This is a genomic window from Curtobacterium citri, from assembly GCF_030362955.1.
Taxonomy (GTDB): Bacteria; Actinomycetota; Actinomycetes; order Actinomycetales; family Microbacteriaceae; genus Curtobacterium; species Curtobacterium citri.
Genome location: NZ_JAUCML010000008.1, coordinates 47,732 through 67,545, shown reverse-complemented (window position 1 = coordinate 67,545; position 19,814 = coordinate 47,732). Strand labels below are relative to the sequence as shown.

Genomic DNA, 19,814 nt, shown 5'->3' with positions numbered 1-19,814 from the left:
GTACCTGGCTGCGCGGCCAACGCGGGACGGACGCTGACGGCATGACCGATCACACCACCACACGTCCGAACGGCCTGCTCTCCGGCAAGGTCGTCTTCGTCTCCGGCGCCAGCCGCGGCATCGGTGCTGCCGCCGCCCGCCTCTTCGCCGACGAGGGCGCCGCAGTCGTCCTCGCCGCGCGGAGCACCGGGTCCCTCCAGACCGTCGTCTCCGGAATCCGCGACGCTGGCGGCACCGCCGACGCCGTCGCGCTCGACCTCGCCGACCCGGCGAGCATCCGTGCCGCCGTCGACCGCGTCGGCGAGTTGCACGGACGACTCGACGGCGCCTTCAACAACGGTGCCGCGATCCAGCAGCCCGGTCCGCTTGACACCACGAGCGACGAGGACATCGACACCCAGTTCGCGGTCAACTTCCGCGGGCACTGGGTCGCGATGACCGCGGAGGCCGCCCTGATGCGCCACTCCGGCGGCGGGGCGATCGTGAACACCTCGAGCATCGGCAGCCGCCGGGCCAACCCGGCACTGCCGGCCTACGGGGCGATGAAGCGCGCCCTGAACAGCATCACCGAGACCGCAGCGGTGACGTGGGCTCCCGAGGGCATCCGGGTCAACGGCATCACCCCGGGCGGCACCGCGACGGACATGATCGCCGCATGGGAGGCGGCGACCCCGGGGATCACGGAGCAGATCGACGCCTCGGTGCCGCTCGGCAGGATGGCCCGCCCCGAGGAGGTCGCCGAGGTCGCCGCCTGGCTGCTCAGCGACCGGGCCTCGATGGTGACCGGTGCGAGCATCCCCGTGGACGGCGGCGCCGGGGCCTGACGCACCCGCGGTACCCGCTCGGCTGGACGTGGGCCGTCCGTGCTGCCACGACTGAGGCGCACCATGGACCACGACCCGGGAACACGCGCCCGGGGTCGCCGGTTGCACCCGGTGATGCCGCAGCCAGCGGCAACGACGACGCCCAGGAGGCCAGCATGACCACGACCGAGACCGCCATCCTCGCCGGCGGGTGTTTCTGGGGAGCGCAGCAGCTCCTCCGCCGCCGACCCGGCGTCATCAGCACGCGCGTCGGCTACTCCGGCGGGGACACCCCGAACGCCACGTACCGGAACCACGGCGACCACGCCGAGGCCGTCGAGATCGTCTTCGACCCGTCGCAGATCTCGTACCGCGACCTGCTCGAGTTCTTCTTCCAGATCCACGACCCGTCCACCAAGGACCGGCAGGGCAACGACGTCGGTCGCAGCTACCGCTCGGCGATCTACTTCATCAACGACGAGCAGCGCCAGGTCGCACTCGACACCATCGCGGACGTGGACGCCTCCGGCATCTGGCCGGGCAAGGTCGTCACCGAGGTCGAGCCCGCGGGCGACTTCTGGGAGGCCGAGGAGGAGCACCAGGACTACCTCGAGAAGTACCCGGCGGGGTACACCTGCCACTTCGTGCGTCCGGGCTGGAAGCTCCCGCACCGTGACGAGGCGACCGCCACGGTCTGACGTTCGATCCGACGGACGGGAGGCGCGGTGCCAGCTGGGACCGCGCCTCCCGTCCGTCACGGGGTACGCAGGCGACGTGAGGACACAGTCGCCGCCCGCTAGAAGTGCACTATGACCACTTCCTCCCGCACCCCGCTCGGCGTGACGCTCGTCGACGGCGGCGCCAACGTCGCGCTCTTCTCCAGCACCGCCGAGCGTGTCGAGTTCTGCCGCTTCGACGAGGACGGCACCGAGCACCGCACCGAGCTGCGCAACCGCACCGGCTACACCTTCCACGACGTCGTGCCGGACGTGACCGTCGGCACCCGGTACGGCTTCCGCGTGCACGGCGCCTGGGACCCGGCGAACGGCCTGCGCCACAACGCCGCGAAGCTCCTGCTCGACCCGTACGCCACGGCCGTCGACGGCTCGTACGAGTGGGGCCAGGCCCTGTTCGGCCACGACATGGAGGACCCGGAGCAGATCGACGAGACCGACTCGGCGAGCGCCATGCCGAAGTCCGTCGTCGCCGACCGCGCGTTCGACTGGGACGGCGACCAGCTGCTCCACACCCCGTACGCCGACACGGTCGTCTACGAGGTGCACGTCAAGGGCTTCACGAAGCAGCACCCGGACGTGCCCGAGGAGATCCGCGGCACCTACGCGGGCCTCGCACACCCCGCCGCGATCAAGCACCTGACCGACCTGGGCGTGACCGCCGTCGAGCTGCTGCCGACGCACCAGTTCGTGCAGGACTCGACCCTCGCCGACAAGGGCCTCCGGAACTACTGGGGCTACAACAGCATCGGCTTCTTCGCCCCGCACGACGAGTACTCGTCCTCCGGCACGGCCGGCCAGCAGGTCACCGAGTTCAAGGAGATGGTCAAGGCCCTGCACGCCGCGGGGCTCGAGGTCATCATGGACGTCGTCTACAACCACACCGCCGAGGGCAACCACATGGGCCCGACGCTGTCCTTCAAGGGCATCGACAACGCGTCGTACTACCGCCTGGTCGAGGGCGACGAGGGCAACTACTTCGACACGACCGGCACGGGCAACAGCCTCAACGTCTCGCATCCCTCCGCGCTCGGGCTCATCACCGACTCGCTCCGCTACTGGGTCGAGGAGATGCACGTCGACGGCTTCCGCTTCGACCTCGCGACGACCCTGACCCGTCAGGACGGCGAGGCCGAGAAGCACTCCGCGTTCCTCGACATCATCCACCAGGACCCGGTGCTCCGCGAGGTCAAGATGATCGCCGAGCCGTGGGACACCGCCGGCTACCAGGTGGGCGGCTTCCCGGCCGACTGGTCGGAGTGGAACGGCAAGTACCGCGACGACCTGCGCTCGTTCTGGCGTGGTGACGAGGGCACCCTCGGTGACGCCGTGCAGCGCACCCTCGGCAGCCCGGACGTCTACGAGGGTTCGCGTCGCTCCCCGCTCTGCTCGGTGAACTTCGTCACCGCGCACGACGGCTTCACCCTGGCTGACCTCACGATGTACGCCGAGAAGCACAACGAGGCGAACGGCGAGGACAACAACGACGGCGAGAGCAACAACACCTCGTTCAACGGCGGCATCGAGGGCCCGACCGACGACGGCGCGGTGAACGACTACCGCGACCGCCAGCGCCGGAACTTCCTCGGCACGCTCATGCTCTCGGCGGGCATCCCGATGATGCTCGGCGGTGACGAGATCGCCCGCTCGCAGGGCGGCAACAACAACGCCTACTGCCAGGACGACGAGATCTCGTGGTTCGACTGGGAGGCCGCCGACCAGGACCTGCTCGCCTTCACGACCGCGGCGATCGCGTTCCGCAAGCAGCACGCGGCGCTCCGCCCGATCTGGTACCGCACGGCACCCGGCGACTCCGAGTCGACCGTGCAGGTGCTCCGCGCCGACGCGCAGGGCTTCGAGGACGGCGACTGGGCCGACGCGGGCAACCGTGCCGTGATCCTGGTGCTGCAGCAGGGCGACGACACCGTCGCGGTGCTCATGAACGCCTCGGACACGACCGTCGAGTTCACGCTGCCGGAGAAGCCGGGCGGCGGCACGTGGTCGCTCGGCCTGTCGAGCGACCCGGACCAGGCGGTCGAGGGTGACGCGACGTCGCTGCTCGTGCGCGACGCGTCCTTCACGGCGCTGGTGTAGTCCTCGGTCGCACGGACACACGGACGGGAGGCGCGGTGCCAGCGGCCCCCGCGCCTCCCGTCCGTCGTGTGGGCGTCTCGATGACTGGACAGGAGTTGTACATGTACACTCCTGTTCATGCCGGTCTCATCGAAGCGACGTCTCGTCGCCGACGCCCTCCGCGATGCGATCGCGTCAGGCCGGTACCGATCGGGTGAGCGCCTGCCCGGCGAGCACGACCTCGCCGAACGGTTCGCGGTGAGCCGCGGGACCGTCCGGGCCGCCCTCGCCGACCTGGCCGACGACGAGTACATCGCAATCCGCGGGGGCATCGGCTCCGTCGTCACGTTCGACGGCGCCACGCTCGACCCGCGCGGTGGCTGGGCCCGGTCGATCGCCGCGTCGGGCACCGAGGTGACCACGCGCATCCTGCGGCTCGTCCGGCTGGACGACCCGCGCCTCCAGGCCGAGGTGGACGCGGCGGAGGCGACCTTCGTCGCCGTCGACCGGCTCCGCACCGTCGTCGGCGGGCGACCCGTGTCGCTCGAGCGCAGCGTGCTGCCGCACGTCGGGCGCCTGGCGGCCGCGACGACCGACGGCCTGGTCGACGACTCGCTCACCGCGACCATCGCCGAGGCCGGCCTCGTCCCCGCGGAGGCCGAGCAGTGGGTCGACGTCGTCCCGCTCGACGTCGACGACGCAGCCCTGCTCGACCGGCCCGCGGGCACCCCGTTCCTCCGGAGCCGCCGCGTCTCCCGGACCGCCGACGGCGCGTTCGTCGAGCGCGTCGACAGCCTCCTCGACCCCGACCGCTTCCGGCTGCACATGCGCTTCGGGACGGCACGATGACGACCCGACAGGACCCCGTGGACGACCAGACCGCAGCCCTCGCCGCCCTCACCGGACTCGCGATCGGCGACGCCCTCGGCATGCCGACCCAGTCGATGTCGCTCGCACAGATCCGCGCCGACCACGGTGTCCTGACGGGCTTCGTGGACGCCGGGCCGCACCAGCGGATCGCCGCCGGCATGCCCGCGGGCACGATCACCGACGACACCGAGCAGGCCGTGATGGTCGCCGAGCTGCTCCTGGAGGGCGACGGGCGCATCGACCCGACCCGCTTCGCCGAGGCGCTCATCGCGTGGGAGCGCGCGATGGAGGCGAAGGGCTCGCTCGACCTGCTCGGGCCGAGCACCAAGACGGCCGTGCAGCGGATCCTCGACGGCGTCCCGGCGTCCGAGGCCGGGTCGACCGGCACGACGAACGGCGCCGCGATGCGCATCGCCCCCGTCGGCATCGCCGTGCCGTCCGGCGACCTCGTCCGGCTGGTCGACGCCGTGCAGGACGCCTGCCGCGTCACGCACGACACCGGACTCGGCGTGGCCGGCGCGAGTGCCGTCGCCGCTGCGGTCAGCGCGGGCATCGACGGGGCATCCCGCACCGAGGCACTCGACGCCGCCGTCGCGGCCGCCACCATCGGCGCCGAGCGCGGCCACTGGGTCGCGGGTGCCGACATCGCGGCGAAGACCGCCTGGGCACGCGGGTACCTGCCGACCGTGCCCGCGGCGGACCGGATCGACACGGTCTCGCGGCTCATCGGCACGAGCGTCGCCAGCCAGGAGTCCGTCGTCGCCGCCCTCGCCCTCGTCGCACTCGACCTCGACCCGTGGGAGACGCTCTGCACCGCTGCGTCGATCGGCGGCGACACCGACACGATCGCCGCGATGGCCGGGGCCGTGCTCGGCGCCGTCCACGGTGCGGACGCCTGGCCCGCCGACGCCGTCGCCACCGTGACGACCGTCAACCACCTCGACCTCGGCCCGCTGGTCGACGGACTGCTCACGCTCCGCCACCGCGGCTGACCCCGACGCCGAGCGGTGGCGTCCCCCCTCGCCACCGCTCGGTCCCCCTCCCGCACCACCCCTTCCGACGACGCAAGAGGACCCCATGGCCGACGCCACCACCACGCTCTCCAGCGGCACGCTGACGAGCATCGAACAGCGCGGCATCGAGCCCGTGCCCGCCGACGAGCGGAACGGCCGACCCGGCGCGCTCTTCTGGGTCTGGTTCGCCGCGAACATCTCGATCCTCGGGCTGCCGCTCGGCGCGACCCTCGTGGCGTTCCAGGGGCTGACCATCTGGCAGGCCCTCCTCGTCGCCGTGATCGGCGCGGCCGGGTCCTTCGCGGTCGTCGGCGTGATCTCCGTGGCCGGCCGTCGCGGCGGCGCTCCCGGCCTGACCCTGAGCCGTGCGGTGTTCGGCGTGCGCGGCAACGTCGGGCCGACCGCGGTGTCGCTGCTCTCCCGCCTGGGCTGGGAGACCGTGAACACCACCACCGCCGCGTTCGTGCTGCTCTCGCTCTTCGCGATCCTCTTCGGCACCGACGGTGACGCGAAGGCCCACCCGGTGCTGACGATCGTCGCGATCCTGGTGTTCGTCGTCGCCACGGTGCTCGTCTCGGGCCTCGGCCACGCGTTCATCGTCGCCGTGCAGAAGTGGGCGACGTGGGTGTTCGGTGCCCTCAACGTCTTCGTCGCGGTCTTCCTGGTGCTCCGCGTCGACTGGGACGTCGTCGGGTCGCAGCCCGCCGGCCCGGTCAGCGCGATGGTGATCGGCATCGGCACGATCGCCGCCGGCACCGGCATCGGCTGGGCGACCGCCGGCGCGGACATCGCCCGCTACACCCGGACGTCCGTCCGGGCGGGGGCCCTGATCGCGGCGAGCGCCGCGGGCGCCGGCATCCCCCTCGTCGTCCTCGTCGGGCTCGGCGCGCTCGTGTCCGCCGGCGACCCGATCCTCGCCCAGGCCGGCGACCCGGTCGCCGCGATCCGCGACCTGCTGCCCGGCTGGATGGCGATCCCGTACCTCGTCGCCGCGTTCGGCGGCCTGCTGCTGTCGAACCACCTGTCCGTGTACTCGGCCAGCCTCACCACGCTCACCCTCGGCATCGCGGTCCCCCGCGTGTGGGCGGTCGCGGTCGACGTCGTCGTGACGACGCTCGGCGCGATGTACTTCATGCTCGTCGCCGACGGCTTCTACGCGCCGTTCATCACCTTCATCTCGGTGCTCGCCGTCCCGATCACCGCCTGGCTCGGCGTCTTCACCGCCGACATGCTGCGGCGCCGCTGGTACGACCCGGTCGCGCTCCTCGACCTCCGTGCCGGTGGCCGCTACTGGTACCGCGGCGGGGTCGCGTGGGGAGCCCTGGCCGCGTGGGTCGTCGCGATCATCGTCGGGTTCCTGTTCACCGCGGTGCAGGTGGGCGACGCCGAGCCCGTGTTCGTCGGGGCGTTCTCGGCGAGCTGGATCGGCGCGAACGGCCTCGGCTGGATCGTCACCTTCGTCGTCGCCGCAGCCGTGTACCTGCTCACCGGCGGCGCAAGCGGCCAGGTGCTCGCTCCCGAGCAGGGCCGCTGATGCCCCGGCTCGTCTCGGTCGGCAACGTGATCGTCGACATCGTCATGCGGGTCGACGCGATCCCGGAGCCCGGCGGGGACGTCATCGCCTCGGCATCGACGGTCACCGCGGGCGGCGGCCTGAACACGATGGTCGCCGCCGTCCGGGACGGCATCGACGTGGCCTTCGCCGGCCAGTACGGCACCGGACCGTTCGGTGACGTCGTCCGCGCAGCACTCGCATCGTCCGGCGTCGAGGTCCTGCAGCCCGGCCGCGACGACGTCGACAGCGGCTACTGCGTCGCCCTGGTCGACGCCTCGACCGAGCGCACGTTCGTCACGAGCGTCGGCGCCGAGGGTCGCCTCGACCGGTCGGACCTCGACCGCGTGGAGCTCCGCTCCGACGACACCGTGTTCGTCTCCGGCTACGGCCTCGCGCACGCTGTGAACGGCCCGGCGATCGCGGACTGGATCGGCACCGTGCCGCCCTCCGTCCGCGTCGTGCTCGACCCGTCACCACTGGTCGACACACTCGACCCGGCGGTCCTCGGCCCCGTCACCGCGCGTGCGGACGTGGTCAGTGCGAACGGCCGGGAGGCGCGGCTCCTGGCCCCGACGGCCGCAGGACTCCCCGAGGCGGTCACCACGATCGCCGCGTCCGCCCGCGGCACCGCCCTGGTCCGCGACGGCGCAGCGGGCTGCTGGGTCGCCGAGCCCGGGGCCGCCCCGGTGCTGGTGCCCGGCTTCGCCGTCGACGCGGTGGACTCGAACGGCGCGGGCGACGCCCACGGCGGCGTGCTCGTCGCGGCCCTGTCCCGCGGTGCCTCGCTGGTGGACGCCGTCCGACGGGCGAACGCGGCGGCGGCCCTCGCCGTGACGCGGCACGGTCCGGCGACGGCACCGACCGCGGCGGAGACCGACGCGTTCCTGGCGGCGCACCCGTCGGCCTGACACCGCCTGTCCGGTCGTCCCCCGACGGCCAGCGGGACACACGGGGCACACGGAGTTGACTGACCACTCCCCCACCAAGGAGACCCGATGCTGTCCCTCATCTACTCGAGCGTCGCCACCCGATCGCTGGACGACGACGACCTCGCCGGGCTGCTCGCGCAGAGCCGGCGCGCCAACGAACGGAACGACATCACCGGTGTCCTGCTCTTCCGCAACGGCTACTTCCTGCAGCTGCTCGAGGGGCCGGACCAGGCCGTCCGCGACAAGATGGCCACGATCAAGCACGACGAGCGCCACACGAAGGTCACCGTGCTGACCGAGGAGCTCATCGAGGAGCGGCAGTTCCCGGAGTGGACGATGGGCTACCCGGCCGAGGACACCGACGTCGAGCAGGCGCCGGGCTACCGGACGACCTTCGAGGACCTCGACGCCGGGGACGGCACGCAGTTCAGCTCCCTGCCGGCCCTCCGCGAACTCATCCGCTGGTTCCGTCCGGCCGGTCGCTGACCGCTCCCGATCAGGCGCGTCCGTCCGTGTAGTACCCCGCCTCGAGGTCCTCGAGCAGGGTCGGCCCCGTCGGACGCCAGTCGACGAGCCCCCGCGTCCGCACACTCGACGCCGGCTGGTCCCCGCCGAGCAGCGCGCCGAACACGCCGAGGTCCGTCGGGTCGACGGCTCCCACCGGCAGGCCGGTCCGCCGTCCGATCACCTCGGCGACGTCGCGCATCCGGACGCCCTCCTCGGCGACGGCGTGCAGGACGGCACCGGCGGGGGCGCCCTCGAGGGCCGCGCGGACGAGCCGCGCGGCATCGCCGACGTGCACCGCCGGCCACCGGTTCCGACCGTCACCGACGTACGCCGCCACGCCGAGCTGCCGATCGAGGCCGACGAGCGCCGCGATGAGTCCGTTGCGGTCGCCCTCTCCGTGCACCGTCCGCGGCATCCGCACGAGCCCGGCCCGGATCCCGCGGTCGGCGAGGCCGAGCACCGCCGAGGCGGTCCGCGCCCGGGCTCCCGCCGGTCCGTCCGGGTCGAGCGGGTCGTCCTCGGTGGCCGTCCCCGCGGCGTTCGTGGGCGTCCCGGAAGCGGCGAAGAAGGCCCTGCCGCTGTCCGCGAGGGCGTCACCGACGGCGGCCAGCAGGGCGACCTCGTTGTCGATCGTCTCCTCGAACGCGCCGAAGTCGAGGGTGAAGGCCAGGTGCGCCGTGGCGTCCGCAAGCCGGACCTGCTCGACGATGCGGTCGTGGTCGGTCATGTCCCCGCGGACCGACCGCGCGCCCATGGTGTGGAGCCGTTCCTCCGAGGCGTCCGACCGGGCGAGGCCCACGACGTCGTGTCCGCGAGCGAGCAGGTCGCCGACGAGGGCGCTCCCGATCCATCCGGTGGCGCCGGTGATGAAGATGCGCATGAGTACTCCTTCGTGATGAGACTTGGTCTCGTCACCGTACACCCGACGAGACCGAGTCGCATCGACTAGGATCGGAGCGTGGCGCGCTGGGAACCGGACCCGCGCGGGCGGCTGCTCGACGCGGCGCTCGCGCTCTTCGGCGAGCAGGGCTACGACCGGACCACCGCCGCACAGATCGCCGAGCGCGCCGGGCTGACGAAGGCGACGCTCTTCCGGCTCTTCGCGGACAAGCGGGAGATCCTGTTCCAGGGGCAGGCGGCCACCGTCGACACGGTCCGACGCGTGGTCGGCGACGCCCCGGACGACCTCGACGGCGCCGCGCTCGTCGAGGCGGTGCTCGATGCACTCGTCGCTGAGCACGTGCCCGAGCAGCAGGCCGTCGGAGCCGCCATCGCCGAGCTGACGGCGTCGAGCGAGGCCCTGCGTGAGCGCGCCGTGCACAAGCGCTTCGTCATCACCGAGGCGCTCGAGCACGCGCTCCGGAGCCGACTGCAGGACGACGCCCGGGCCGCGGTCCTCGCCTGGGCCGCCGTCCGCGCCTACTACGACGGCTTCGACCGGTGGACCGTCGCGGCGCCGGGCGCGGACCTCCGACCGCTGGTGGCCGAGGAGCTCGCGCACCTGCGCGCGGCCGCGGCGGACCCGGCGGTGCGGACCGGCTGACGCTCAGCCGGCGAGCGCCTCCCGTAGTGCGTCGTACGCGGGCGTCGGGCTGCCGTCGTCGAAGAGCAGGTCGTGTCCCTGCTGCAGGCGGCCGTCCTCGTCGGTGAACCAGTCGTACCGGTCGTCGACGCCCCACGTCGTGTACGAGACGCAGGCCTCGGAGCGGAGGCACGTCGCCAGGATCGTGGCGTACTGCTCGGCCTGGGCGTCCTGGCCCTCGCTGTCGGTGACGTCGTTCTCGGAGATCCGGACGAGCAGACCGGCGTCGGCGAACCGTTCGAGCGTCGTGGTGAGGTCGTCGGCCGACACGGTGTCGGTGTCGAGGTCGTAGACGTGCGCCTGCAGACCGACACCGGCGATGTGCCCGCCCTGCGCGTTCGTGTCGAGCGCGAGTCGGCGGAGGGCGTCCTGGCGGGGCCCGGGCACGTCGGCCCCGTTCTCGTTGATGAACTGCCGGACGTCCGGGTCCGCGTCGTGCACCGCCTTCGACACGACCACCGGGTAGGAGGCACCGAACACCCGGTACCAGACGTTCTCCTGCAGGTCGGTCCCCTGGTCGACGTCGAACGGCTCGTTCACCACGTCGAGCGAGTCGAGCCGGCCCCGGAAGTGGGTGACCACCGTCCGCACGTAGTCGAGCAGGGCGTCCGCACTGGCACGACGGTCCTCCGCGGAGTCGGTGGGGAGGTCCCGCATCCACCGCGGCATCGCCTCCGTGAAGGCGATGGTGTGGCCGTGCACCGAGATGTCCTCGCTCGCCGCGAGGTCGAGCAGGGCGTCCGCCTCCTCGAACGTGTACACGCCCTGGCGCGGAGCGAGCGCCTGCGGCTTCATCGCGTTCTCCGGGGTCAGGGCCCCGAAGTTCCCCACGAAGTGGCGCGCGTACTGCCGGTCCGCGGCGAGCGGCCCGAGCGCCACCGCCGCACCGATCCGGAAGCCCGGCCGCACCCGTGCCGCGAGCGACTGGAGTCCGTCCGGAGACCGGTCCGCGTCCGCGGCGACGGGCCCCTCGACGGCCAGGGAGTCCCCCGCCGGCGCCGCAGCGGTGAGCGAGGACACCGTGAACGATCCCTCGTCGCTCGACAACCCCAGCCAGAGCTCGCCCGAGTCGAACGCGTCCCCGAGCGGCAGCGAGATCACGGTGTCGCCACCGCTCGTCACCGCGAGGTCGTCGCCGGAACGCTGCACGGACAGCTCCGCCTCGGGGTCGTCCACCCGCACGTGCTCGTCGCGCGCCGGCCGAGGGTGAGCGACGTCGCGCTGCGGCGAGCCGTCGAAGACCACGACCTCGAGGTCGTCCCCGCGGAGCGTGAGGTGGATGCCGGCCGGTTCGATGCGGAACTCGTCGGCGATGATCGGCGGGCTGTCGAACACGGCCAGGGTCGCGTCGGCCGTCACGTCCCGCAGGGTCGTGGTGAGCGAGAAGTCCCCGTCGGCCGACAGGTGTGTGCCGAAGAGGTTCACGGGCGGGTCCGGCTGCCCTCCGCCGCCGTCCTGCTCGACGATCCGGCGGGCGGTCTGCGTCACCCGGAGCGCGTCGCCGTCGGGGGCGATGCCGGGCACGTGCTGCCAGTCCTGGTGCAGGAGGTCGACGACCGTGTCCCGCTCGACCGGCTGTGGCGTCGTACTGCAGCCCGTCAGGAGGAGCGCGACGGCGACCAGCCCACCGGCCGACCAGCTCCGGCTCCGCTGTCCCGCGGGGCGTCGTCGGGACCCCAACCGTGGTCGGTCGTCGGGCGCGGTCCGCATGCTCGGAGACTACGGGACGGGGAGCGTCCTACGCTCGCGGCATGGGGACCTGGAGCGCCGAGCCGATCGGCAACGATGCAGCCGCCGACTTCGTCGCAGAACTCGACGGCGAGCGACGGTGGACGGTCGTCAAGGCCGCCTTCTCGACCGCGGCGAAGCTCGGCGACACCCTCGACAGCGACACCGCTGCCACAGCCATCGCAGCGGCGGAGGTCGTCGCCCACGGACTCGGTCGTCCCACGCAGACCGACGCCTACACCGAGAGCATCCAGCAGTTCGTCGGCCGCGCACGCAGACCGAGTCGCCGTCTCGCGGACCGAGCGATCCAGGCGGTGCACGACGCTGCGCGTCCAGACGGGGAGCTCGCCGAACTGTGGGCCGAGACCGGGTCGAGCGACTGGCAGGAGTCGCTCCGTCGCCTGCTCGCAGCGCTCGAGGAGCGGTGAGCGACGGATTCACCGTCGCGCCGTCGGTCCACCGAACCGGAGCGAACCAGCGGCACACGGCCTGGTCCCCGGGTCAGCCGGTCGATCCCGCAACCAGGCGCGTCGCTGAACGACGTTCGCTTCCCCGTTTGGGCTGATCGCCTGTCACCAGAGCCCGGTGCGTCCGGGGAGAGATCCGCACCAAGAACACTCCCGGGAACGAGAAAACCCCCGCTTGCACGGGGGCTTTCTGTGGCGGGTCATTTGCAGGTCTCGTGGGCCAGCACGGTGGTGCGGATCGAGGGACCCTCGGCGACTGCCTCAGCCTGTGTTTCCCCTGGGTTCACCCTCGTTTTCCCCTCACCGCCCGAAGCCCAGGTCAGAAGGCCTCATGCGATATGTACCCGGGAACTCGCGGTGAACACAAGGACCTCAATGCACCCTCCCGGTTTGCGGCCGAGGCCTTCCAAGTCAGCTCCGGCCACTTGTTCTGCGTCGTGCCAGTGCTCAAGCCACGGCTCCAACCCGGCAACCCATCTGCTGCGCACCGTTGTAGGTGAACGTCTGAACGACGTTCGCTACACATCGGCACGACGACCGAAGGACAGCAGCCGCGCGATGAGGGACTTTCGTTCTACGCCCCGGCGATGGCGCGGCTTCGATATCGGGCGATCCGCCCGACCCAAGGCTCTGAGGCCGAGTCGCGCAATGCCGCGGCCGCTGATAAGAAAATCCCGTCATCGTCGCTGCTCCACTCACTAGAGGGCGAAAAAACCGCAGCCAACATCTTCCGCGCATTCGCTGAGGTTGGATGCACGAACGGAATCGAGTCGTTCTCCGGACCGGCTTCGAGGAGCCGTTGCACGTCCGACGGCGATTCGAGTGGATCCAACCGCTTGCATAGGGCTTGAGCGATCGGGAGAAGATCCGGCACCTCGTCCGAGCGGAGAATCTCATCTGTCACCTCCGGCTGCCGCGACGGCCAAAGAGTCGTGTTGATGTCACTCGCTAACAGCCCCCACTCGACGCTATCGTCGTTCCGTTTCGGAGCTTCCCCCCACCACACGTCCGCCGCCGCTGGCGCGGTCAAAGACCACGCAAGATTATAGCGCCCACGAAGAGCCGAAACTTCGATGATCTCCTCGAACCCTTCCTTGCTCCGCTTCCAGCGGTTCGACGCGATCCTGCTGAAGGTATGACTTTCGAATGCCATGCCGACCTCGTCGTACAGGCGACCGAGTTGCTCCCGCCTCGTCATTTCAGAGTCTCCTTGAGGGTGAAGTTGCCGTAGTCGTCGTAGACGTAGAGGTAGCCGACCTCCGAGTCGAAGGCATTCATATACCGACGCAGCTGAGTGCGCCCCTTACTCAGACCGCTTGGCGTGTTCGGCTTCAGCTCCACCGGCACCGATCCATAGAAGCCGTCCGGTCGATTCGGACCGGATCTCAGCCCCGGCCGCCACTTCGGGTCTAGGGCCGCCTGCTCTTCGATCCAGCGGTCGAAACGGCTGTGCATCGCCCGACCGATGCTGGCGGCCGCACTTTCCCCTCCGACAGCAGGCACCTTCGCAATGTTGGATGCGATGGACTCGGCGCTACCGCTGAGACGACCCGCAGCGAGCACCGTCGACGAAGCAGTTCTGATCTCGCTAGCCGCACCGAAGGTAACGGCTCCAAGAGTTGCGTTGGTCCCGAGCTCCTGAAGGCTCGCCTGACGGTTCTCGAGGACTGCTGCTTCGGAGTTAGTGATGGTGGCACTGACGTACGCTCCCGCGATGACTGCACCGCCTGTGCCGCCAGTAGCCACGGAGACGACGACGATGCCCGTGACAGCTCCGGTGACGTTGCCTGCCTTGTACGACCCGGAGGTGTAGTTGACGTTGTCTTCCCAGCCCCAGTACTTCTGTGCTGCCTGGCGCCCGTAGCGGGTGAGACCGAAGGTGACGCCGTCGAAGAAGCCCGCGGCCGCGTTGTTGAATGCGTCGTCGCTTGTCGCTCGGAGGCCGAGCGGGTCGATGAGGTTCAGCGGATCGTTGTTGGCGTACGGGTACGGGGTCGTCGTGGCGGCACTGCCGGCGACTGGTCCGAGCGGGTCGGTGGCCGTGAAGCGTCCGGTGCTCGGGTCGTAGGCGCGGGCGCCGAGCATGAGCAGCCCGTCGACGTTCAGCGCTCCCCGGTAGCCGAAGCCGCCGGTCGGTGCCTTGGTCCCGGTGCCGTATGCGTCGTAGCTGGTGGATGCAGCACCATCGGTGCCGGGGTTGAGCGCCGACCCGAGGTAGTCCCGGGACAGGTCCGTCGCTGCTGCTCCCGCCGCTGACTGCAGGCGGGTGCTCCCACTTCCGTAGTAGAAGTCGGTCGTCGTTCCATCGGACGTGCTGGTGAGGGGCTGCAGCTGCCCTTGGGTCTCGAACCAGTCGAGGCTCGTCGAGGCGCTTCCGTCCGGGCCGGTGGTGTCGATACCGGTCAGGACGCCGTCGCCGTCGCGCGCGAGGTCAGTGTCCGTCCTGCCGCCTGCGGTTCCCCGGCTGACCTTGGTCGGTGCGGCTGCTCCGTCGTAGGTCAGCTTGAGGCTGCTGCCGTCCGCGTCGTCTTGCGACGCGAGTCGACCGGCGCCGTCGTAGGTGAAGGTGCTGCGGGTGCTGCTGCCGCGGTTGATCTTCGTGAGTTCGTTCGCGGCGTCGTAGACGTAACTATCGGTTGTGCCGGCCTGCACTTTCGTCGCGCGGTTGCCGGCGTCGTCGTAGGTGTAGGTCTGGTCGTCGTCGGTGCCGGGGGCGTCGACGGAGGTCAGCTGGCCTCCGGCGTCGTAGCCGTACCGCGTGTTCTGACCGTCGCGGAGGGTTGAGGTGACCTGCCCAGTGGCCCCTCGGCCGATCTCGGTGGTGACGGTCGGTGCGGTGGTGGTGAGCTGCTCGGTGTACTTCGACAGTTCGCCGTCGAGGTAGGTGAACGTGCGGACGGTGCCGGCTGCGGACCCTTCACGGGTGACGCGGCCGTCCGCGTCGACTGTGTAGTAGACGGCGTTGCCGTGGTTGTCGCTGACTGCGGCGAGGTTGCCGTCGGCGTCACGGCCGTAGGAGAGGACGGTGCCGTCGGGGTAGGTGATGGTGGCGGGGCGTCCGTCACCGTCGTAGGTGAAGTTGAACGTGTGGCCGTTGGGGTTGTCGAGCTTGGTGAGTCGGGCGTCGGCGTCGTAGAGGTACTTCGTCGTGCCGGTGGCGTCGGTCATGGACGTCCGCTGCCCGGTGACGTTGTACGCCCAGGTCGTCTTCGCACCCGACGGATCAGTGCGCTCGAGGAGCTGCCCGGTCGCGTCGTAGCCGAAGCTCGTCGCCTTCCCGTCCGGGTCCGTCTCCTTGAGGACGTTGCCGGCAGCGTCGTACGTGTACGTGGTAGCGCGGCCCAGCGGGTCGGTCTTCTTGGTCAGCTGCCCGGCGGCGTCGTACGTGTAGCTGGTGTCGCCACCTCGCGGGTCGGTCTGCTTCGTCAGCTGCCCGGAGGCGTCGTAGGCGTACGTGGTGGTGTCGCCGTTGGCGTCGGTGGCGGTGTGCAGGCGCCCGGCGGTGTCGTAGGTGAAGGAGGACTTCGCTCCGTTCGCGTCGGTGCGGGTGAGCACCTTACCGGCGGGGCTGTAGGTCGTCTTCGTGGTCCCACGGCCGGGCGTGGTGACGCTGGTGGTGTTGCCGTCCGCGTCGTAGCCGTAGGTGGTGACGAGGCCTGTCGGGCTGGTCGCGGTCGAGACCTGCCCGGCTGCGTTGTACGCGTATGCCCAGGTGTGTCCGCCGGCCTTTTCCACCGAGGTGTTCCGGCCAGCGTCGTCGTAGCCGTAGTGGGTGGTGAAGCCCATGGGGTCAGTGGAGGCGGTGAGGAGTCCTGCCGCGGAGTAGGTCGCGGTGGAGGTGAATCCGAGCGGGTCGCGGACGCTGGTCTGGTTGCCGACAGCGTCGTACTGGGAGGCGGTCACGGTGCCGTCCGCTGCGATGGCTCGGGTCTGGTTGCCCAGGCTGTCGTAGCCGTACCGGGTCATTGCGCCGTTGGCGTCGGTGAAGGAGATGACGTTCCCGGCGGCGTCGTACTGCTGGGACGTGCTCTGCGCACCGGTTGCGGTAAGTGTGGCGCGGCCGTTGGCGTCGTAGGTGTAGCTGGTGGACTGCGTCCCGGTCGTGCTCTTGGCAACGCGGCCGAAGCCGTCGTAGCTGTAGTTCGTGGCGGTGCCGGCGGGGTCGGTAACGGTGGTGAGGTCGCCTGCTGTGTCGTACGCGTACTTCGTCTTGCCGCCGTCGGCCGCGGTGGCGATGCTCAGCCGGCCGGCGTTGTCGTAGGTGTAGGCGGTGGTCGCGCCGTCGGGGTCCGTGGTCGAGGCAACGCGGCCTGCGGCGGTGTAGGAGGTACCCGTCACACCGCCGCTGGGCGCGGTCGCCTTGGTCTGGCGGCCGGCGGCGTCGTACTCGTACTTCGTCACCCGATTGCCCGGAGCGGTGACGACAGTGGTGTTCCCGGCTGCGTCGTAGGTGTAGCTGGTGGTGTCGCCCGTGGGCGTGGTAATGGATGCAACCTTCCCGCTGGCGGTGTAGGTGTACCGGCTGGTCTTGCCGTCGGCGTCGGTGCTGCTGGTCAGCTGCGACCCGCTGACCGCGAACGAGGCCTTAGAGCCGTCGGGCATGGTGGCACCGGTCGGGATGGTCGACGTCCCGTAGGTGTACGCGACGGTCTTGCCGTCCTTCGTGACCTTGGTCGTCCGGCCGCGGCTGTCGTGCTCGTAGGTCGTCGTGACGCCGTCGGTCGTCTGCGACTGCAGCTGCCCGTCTGCGGTGTAGGTGGAGTCGGACTCCACGCCGGCGCGGTCGGTCGTCTTCGACGGGTTGCCGTTGGCGTCGTACGCCACCATCGACGTCGTGCCGTCGGCGGAGGTCGTGGAGAGCAGTCGACCGTCGGCGTTGAACGTGTAGTGCATGGAGGCCGATTTGTCGGCAGTTGTGACGTCCGTGGTGCCGTTGGCGGTGTCGTACGCGAACTGCTCGGTGGGGCTGCCTGGTCGGGCCTGTTCGATGACGCGGCCGTTCGCGTCGTAGCGGTTTGTGACGAGGAGGGTGCTGTCCGCGTCGGTGATGGTGGTGAGGCGTCCGTTGGAGTCAGCACCGAAGCGCTTCGTCTTCCCGGCGGGATCCGTGATCGCGGAGAGCGAGGCGCCGTTGTAGGTGAAGGTCGCGGAGCGCTTGTCGGCGGTCGTCGCGCGGGTGATGTGCGAGCCGGCCCACGTCAGTGTGATGGTCTGCGCGTGGTTGTCACCGGTGATGGTGGTCACCTGGTTACTGGAGTTCCGAGCAAGCGTGACGGTGTGAGCATTCTGATCGTGCAACGCGGTGATCCGGCCGGCCGTGTCGAAGGTCTCGCCGCTGCCGTCCTTCCGCGTCGTCGCCCATCCCGTGCTGGAGCGGGTCAGCTGCGCGACTGCTGCGGACGGCGCTGCGAACGTCCCGTCGGAGCGTCGCGTGTACTTCAGCGTCGATCCGTCGGGCCAGCGGACGGTGGCGTCGCCGTTGCTGGCGCTGGTGACCGCTTCTTGCAGCATGGACGACCAGCCGGTGCCGAACGGACCGGCGCGAGTGTCCATCGAGTTGTAGGTCATCGACACGGACGGCGCCCAGACACTCGAGTAGGCGAGCGGTGCTTCGTCGTCGGTGTAGTTGCCGGTCGCGACGTTGACCGGGTCGTCCGAGAAGCCGCTCCAGGTCGGATGACCGAACAGCGAATCCACGGACGCGGTGACCTTCTGGCCGGGGTCCCCGCTGGAGCCGCCCGTGAACGGGGCGACGGTCATGTTCGCCGTGGTCGGGTTGCCGGAGTTGATGCTCGGGCTGAACTCCGCGACGTCGTCGAATGCGAAGCCGTACGCATTGCCGTTCGCTTCGGCGAGGTGCATGGCCTTGGAGTACAGGTTCGAGTCGACGCCGGGGCCGTAGAAGTCCGCCGCGTTGTGGGTGGCCTGGGTGTCGGAGCCCTGGTGGCTGCTCGTGGAGAGGGTGCCGCGGTTCAGCGCGGCGCAGATGCGAGCACCGATCGCGAGCGCTGCGGTCTCGTTGGGCTGACCGGCAGGCTGAACGGACTTCTCGCACGCGAAGATGTCGGTGGTGCTGGGCGGGCTGAAGCGGCCCACGACGGCGCCGGTCTTGTCCTTGAAGGTGAACGTCGAACCGCTGACGCGGCCGGTGAAGTCCCCCAGCGCAGTCGTCACGGTCAGGTCATGGCTGGTGTAGTAGCTCCAGGCCGCGCCCACGTACTTGTCGAAGTACCCGGCGGAGATCGACCCCTGCTCGACTCCGTGGATCGGCGCCATAGCCCGGACGGGGAGCTTGCTGCCGTCGCGGTACTGGATGAGGTCACCCCACCCGTAGCTCTTCAACGCCTGGAAGATCTTGTTGCGACCACCCGCGACGAGGCGGCCCTGCGTCTCGTTCGAGCCGTCGGCGTTGTGCACGCTCACCGAGATCGGCACGCTGAACATGTCGACCATCGTCGTGTTGATGAAGATGTTGCCGCCGTCGCGTGCGAACTCGACCCAGTCGTAGATGGTGCCGTGGTTGGGGTCGCTGGCGACCCAACCGGCGGGCTCGACGAGTCCATCCGGGGTGAGGAAGAAGTTCAGCTTGTCGTGGAACGACATGTAGATCCGACCCGCGACGAGCCCCTGACGGAGCTGGATCGTGCTCGTCCCACCGCTTCGCGGCCCCGGGATCGACGTGTCGGGTGCAGCGGGGGGCGGCGTCCCGTCCGGAACGGAGCTCGGGAGGTCGAACGCATGCCAGGTGCCGGCCTGGTCGACGTAGCCCTGCTTGTTCGATGCCTGATCGCGCGCCATCACGTACACGTACGTGGCGTCGCTCAACCCTGAGTTGTTCGTGACGGTGAACGGTAGGTTCCCGGCCGCGAACGCGGCTTGCGGTGACAGTGAGAGGCTTGTCAGCGCGACGATGAACGCGACGATCAGAGCCAGGACGGTACGCGTGCGCGCGACGGATCGGGACATCGGTTCTCCCCCAGTGGGCGCCGCCTCGGGTAGGAGCGCCGTCAACCGACCGTGCAGCACGATGAGCGAAGTTGCGTGTTACACCAAAGGTCGATCGGGAGAACTTTGCCAGGTTCTACCCAGGCAGCGCAATTCGAAATTGGGTAGTGGTCACAGCACTCGACTGGAGGAGCGACGCTACGTCGAACCGTGGCGCTGTTCGCAGGTGAGCCGCCGGCCGAGAGCGGCCCGGTTCATTCGCAAGACATCGTCATGACCCGCTCGCGGTCCTCTCCGATCGCTTTCGCAGCTCAGTCAGCGATCGAGATCGACTCGGGTGACGTCCGCTCGTGGAGCTCAGGAGGAGCGCTCACACGAACTCGTTCCTCGTGGCCTCGGGACGTGTGGCGCTCACCAGTACACAGAAGCCCGGAACACAGAAGAGCCCCCGGCCGAAGCAGGGGGCTCTTCTGTGTTCACGTGGCGGTACCGGTGGGATTTGAACCCACGGTGGAGTTGCCCCCACACATGTTTTCGAGACATGATCCTTCGGCCGCTCGGACACGGTACCGGGAAAGATCCTACACGATTCGGGAGGGCCGTTCGAC

General features: G+C 70.1%; 14 protein-coding genes and 1 tRNA gene. 10 read left to right on the top strand and 5 right to left on the bottom strand.

Translation table 11 applies throughout. The features are described 5' to 3' along the window. Positions 1–41: 41 nt before the first annotated feature. The 8 genes from QUG92_RS12545 (at position 42) to QUG92_RS12510 (ending at position 8,463) form a co-directional block, all read left to right on the top strand. On the top strand, positions 42–824 hold the full coding sequence (locus QUG92_RS12545; protein WP_289459296.1) for an SDR family NAD(P)-dependent oxidoreductase: 783 nt from the start codon (positions 42–44) through the stop codon (positions 822–824). Between the two features lie 155 nt (positions 825–979). Further along, complete coding sequence (gene msrA / locus QUG92_RS12540; RefSeq protein WP_289459295.1) at positions 980–1,501, top strand: peptide-methionine (S)-S-oxide reductase MsrA; 522 nt, start codon at positions 980–982, stop codon at positions 1,499–1,501. Positions 1,502–1,612: 111 nt separating this feature from the next. Next, positions 1,613–3,631: a glycogen debranching protein GlgX gene (glgX, locus tag QUG92_RS12535; RefSeq protein WP_289459294.1), complete on the top strand. Its 2,019-nt coding sequence runs from the start codon at positions 1,613–1,615 to the stop codon at positions 3,629–3,631. 117 nt (positions 3,632–3,748) lie between these two features. Further along, complete coding sequence (locus QUG92_RS12530) at positions 3,749–4,459, top strand: GntR family transcriptional regulator (RefSeq protein ID WP_289459293.1); 711 nt, start codon at positions 3,749–3,751, stop codon at positions 4,457–4,459. Beyond that, a complete protein-coding gene (locus QUG92_RS12525; RefSeq protein ID WP_289459292.1) occupies positions 4,456–5,472 on the top strand; it encodes an ADP-ribosylglycohydrolase family protein in 1,017 nt (338 codons plus the stop codon). The genes QUG92_RS12530 and QUG92_RS12525 overlap by 4 nt, the downstream gene beginning before the upstream one ends. Before the next feature lie 85 nt (positions 5,473–5,557). After that, complete coding sequence (locus QUG92_RS12520; RefSeq protein ID WP_289459291.1) at positions 5,558–7,027, top strand: purine-cytosine permease family protein; 1,470 nt, start codon at positions 5,558–5,560, stop codon at positions 7,025–7,027. Further along, positions 7,027–7,956 (top strand): PfkB family carbohydrate kinase, encoded by a 930-nt coding sequence (locus QUG92_RS12515; protein ID WP_289459290.1) that lies wholly within the window; start codon positions 7,027–7,029, stop codon positions 7,954–7,956. Before QUG92_RS12520 ends, QUG92_RS12515 begins: the two co-directional genes overlap by 1 nt. An 87-nt stretch (positions 7,957–8,043) precedes the next feature. Continuing rightward, entirely contained in the window at positions 8,044–8,463 is a 420-nt protein-coding gene (locus tag QUG92_RS12510) for a BLUF domain-containing protein (RefSeq protein WP_289459289.1), read from the top strand. Positions 8,464–8,473: 10 nt separating this feature from the next. Here QUG92_RS12510 and QUG92_RS12505 read toward each other — a convergent pair whose 3' ends face one another. Then, positions 8,474–9,364 (bottom strand): NAD-dependent epimerase/dehydratase family protein, encoded by an 891-nt coding sequence (locus QUG92_RS12505; RefSeq protein ID WP_289459288.1) that lies wholly within the window; start codon positions 9,362–9,364, stop codon positions 8,474–8,476. Between the two features lie 78 nt (positions 9,365–9,442). On the opposite strand from QUG92_RS12505, the gene QUG92_RS12500 reads away from it, so the two are divergent. Then, positions 9,443–10,027: a TetR/AcrR family transcriptional regulator gene (locus QUG92_RS12500; protein WP_289459287.1), complete on the top strand. Its 585-nt coding sequence runs from the start codon at positions 9,443–9,445 to the stop codon at positions 10,025–10,027. 3 nt (positions 10,028–10,030) lie between these two features. Here the strand turns inward: QUG92_RS12500 and QUG92_RS12495 are convergent, their stop codons facing one another. Next, positions 10,031–11,776 carry an endo-1,4-beta-xylanase gene (locus QUG92_RS12495; protein WP_289459286.1) on the bottom strand — a complete coding sequence of 582 codons (1,746 nt, stop codon included), beginning with the start codon at positions 11,774–11,776 and terminating at the stop codon, positions 10,031–10,033. A 41-nt stretch (positions 11,777–11,817) separates the two neighbouring features. Here QUG92_RS12495 and QUG92_RS12490 point away from each other — a divergent pair, with 41 nt between their 5' ends. Continuing rightward, positions 11,818–12,222, top strand: coding sequence for a DUF4259 domain-containing protein (locus tag QUG92_RS12490; protein WP_289459285.1), 405 nt, complete (start codon positions 11,818–11,820; stop codon positions 12,220–12,222). Positions 12,223–12,835: 613 nt separating this feature from the next. Here QUG92_RS12490 and QUG92_RS12485 read toward each other — a convergent pair. The 3 genes from QUG92_RS12485 to QUG92_RS12475 form a co-directional block, all read right to left on the bottom strand. Continuing rightward, the gene (locus QUG92_RS12485) at positions 12,836–13,414 is read right to left on the bottom strand and encodes a hypothetical protein (RefSeq protein ID WP_289459284.1); all 579 of its coding nucleotides are present in this window, start codon (positions 13,412–13,414) and stop codon (positions 12,836–12,838) included. A gap of 41 nt (positions 13,415–13,455) precedes the next feature. After that, complete coding sequence (locus tag QUG92_RS12480) at positions 13,456–19,227, bottom strand: beta-1,3-glucanase family protein (protein ID WP_289459283.1); 5,772 nt, start codon at positions 19,225–19,227, stop codon at positions 13,456–13,458. Between the two features lie 460 nt (positions 19,228–19,687). Beyond that, a tRNA-Ser gene (locus QUG92_RS12475) sits at positions 19,688–19,777 on the bottom strand. Between the last annotated feature and the right edge of the window lie 37 nt (positions 19,778–19,814).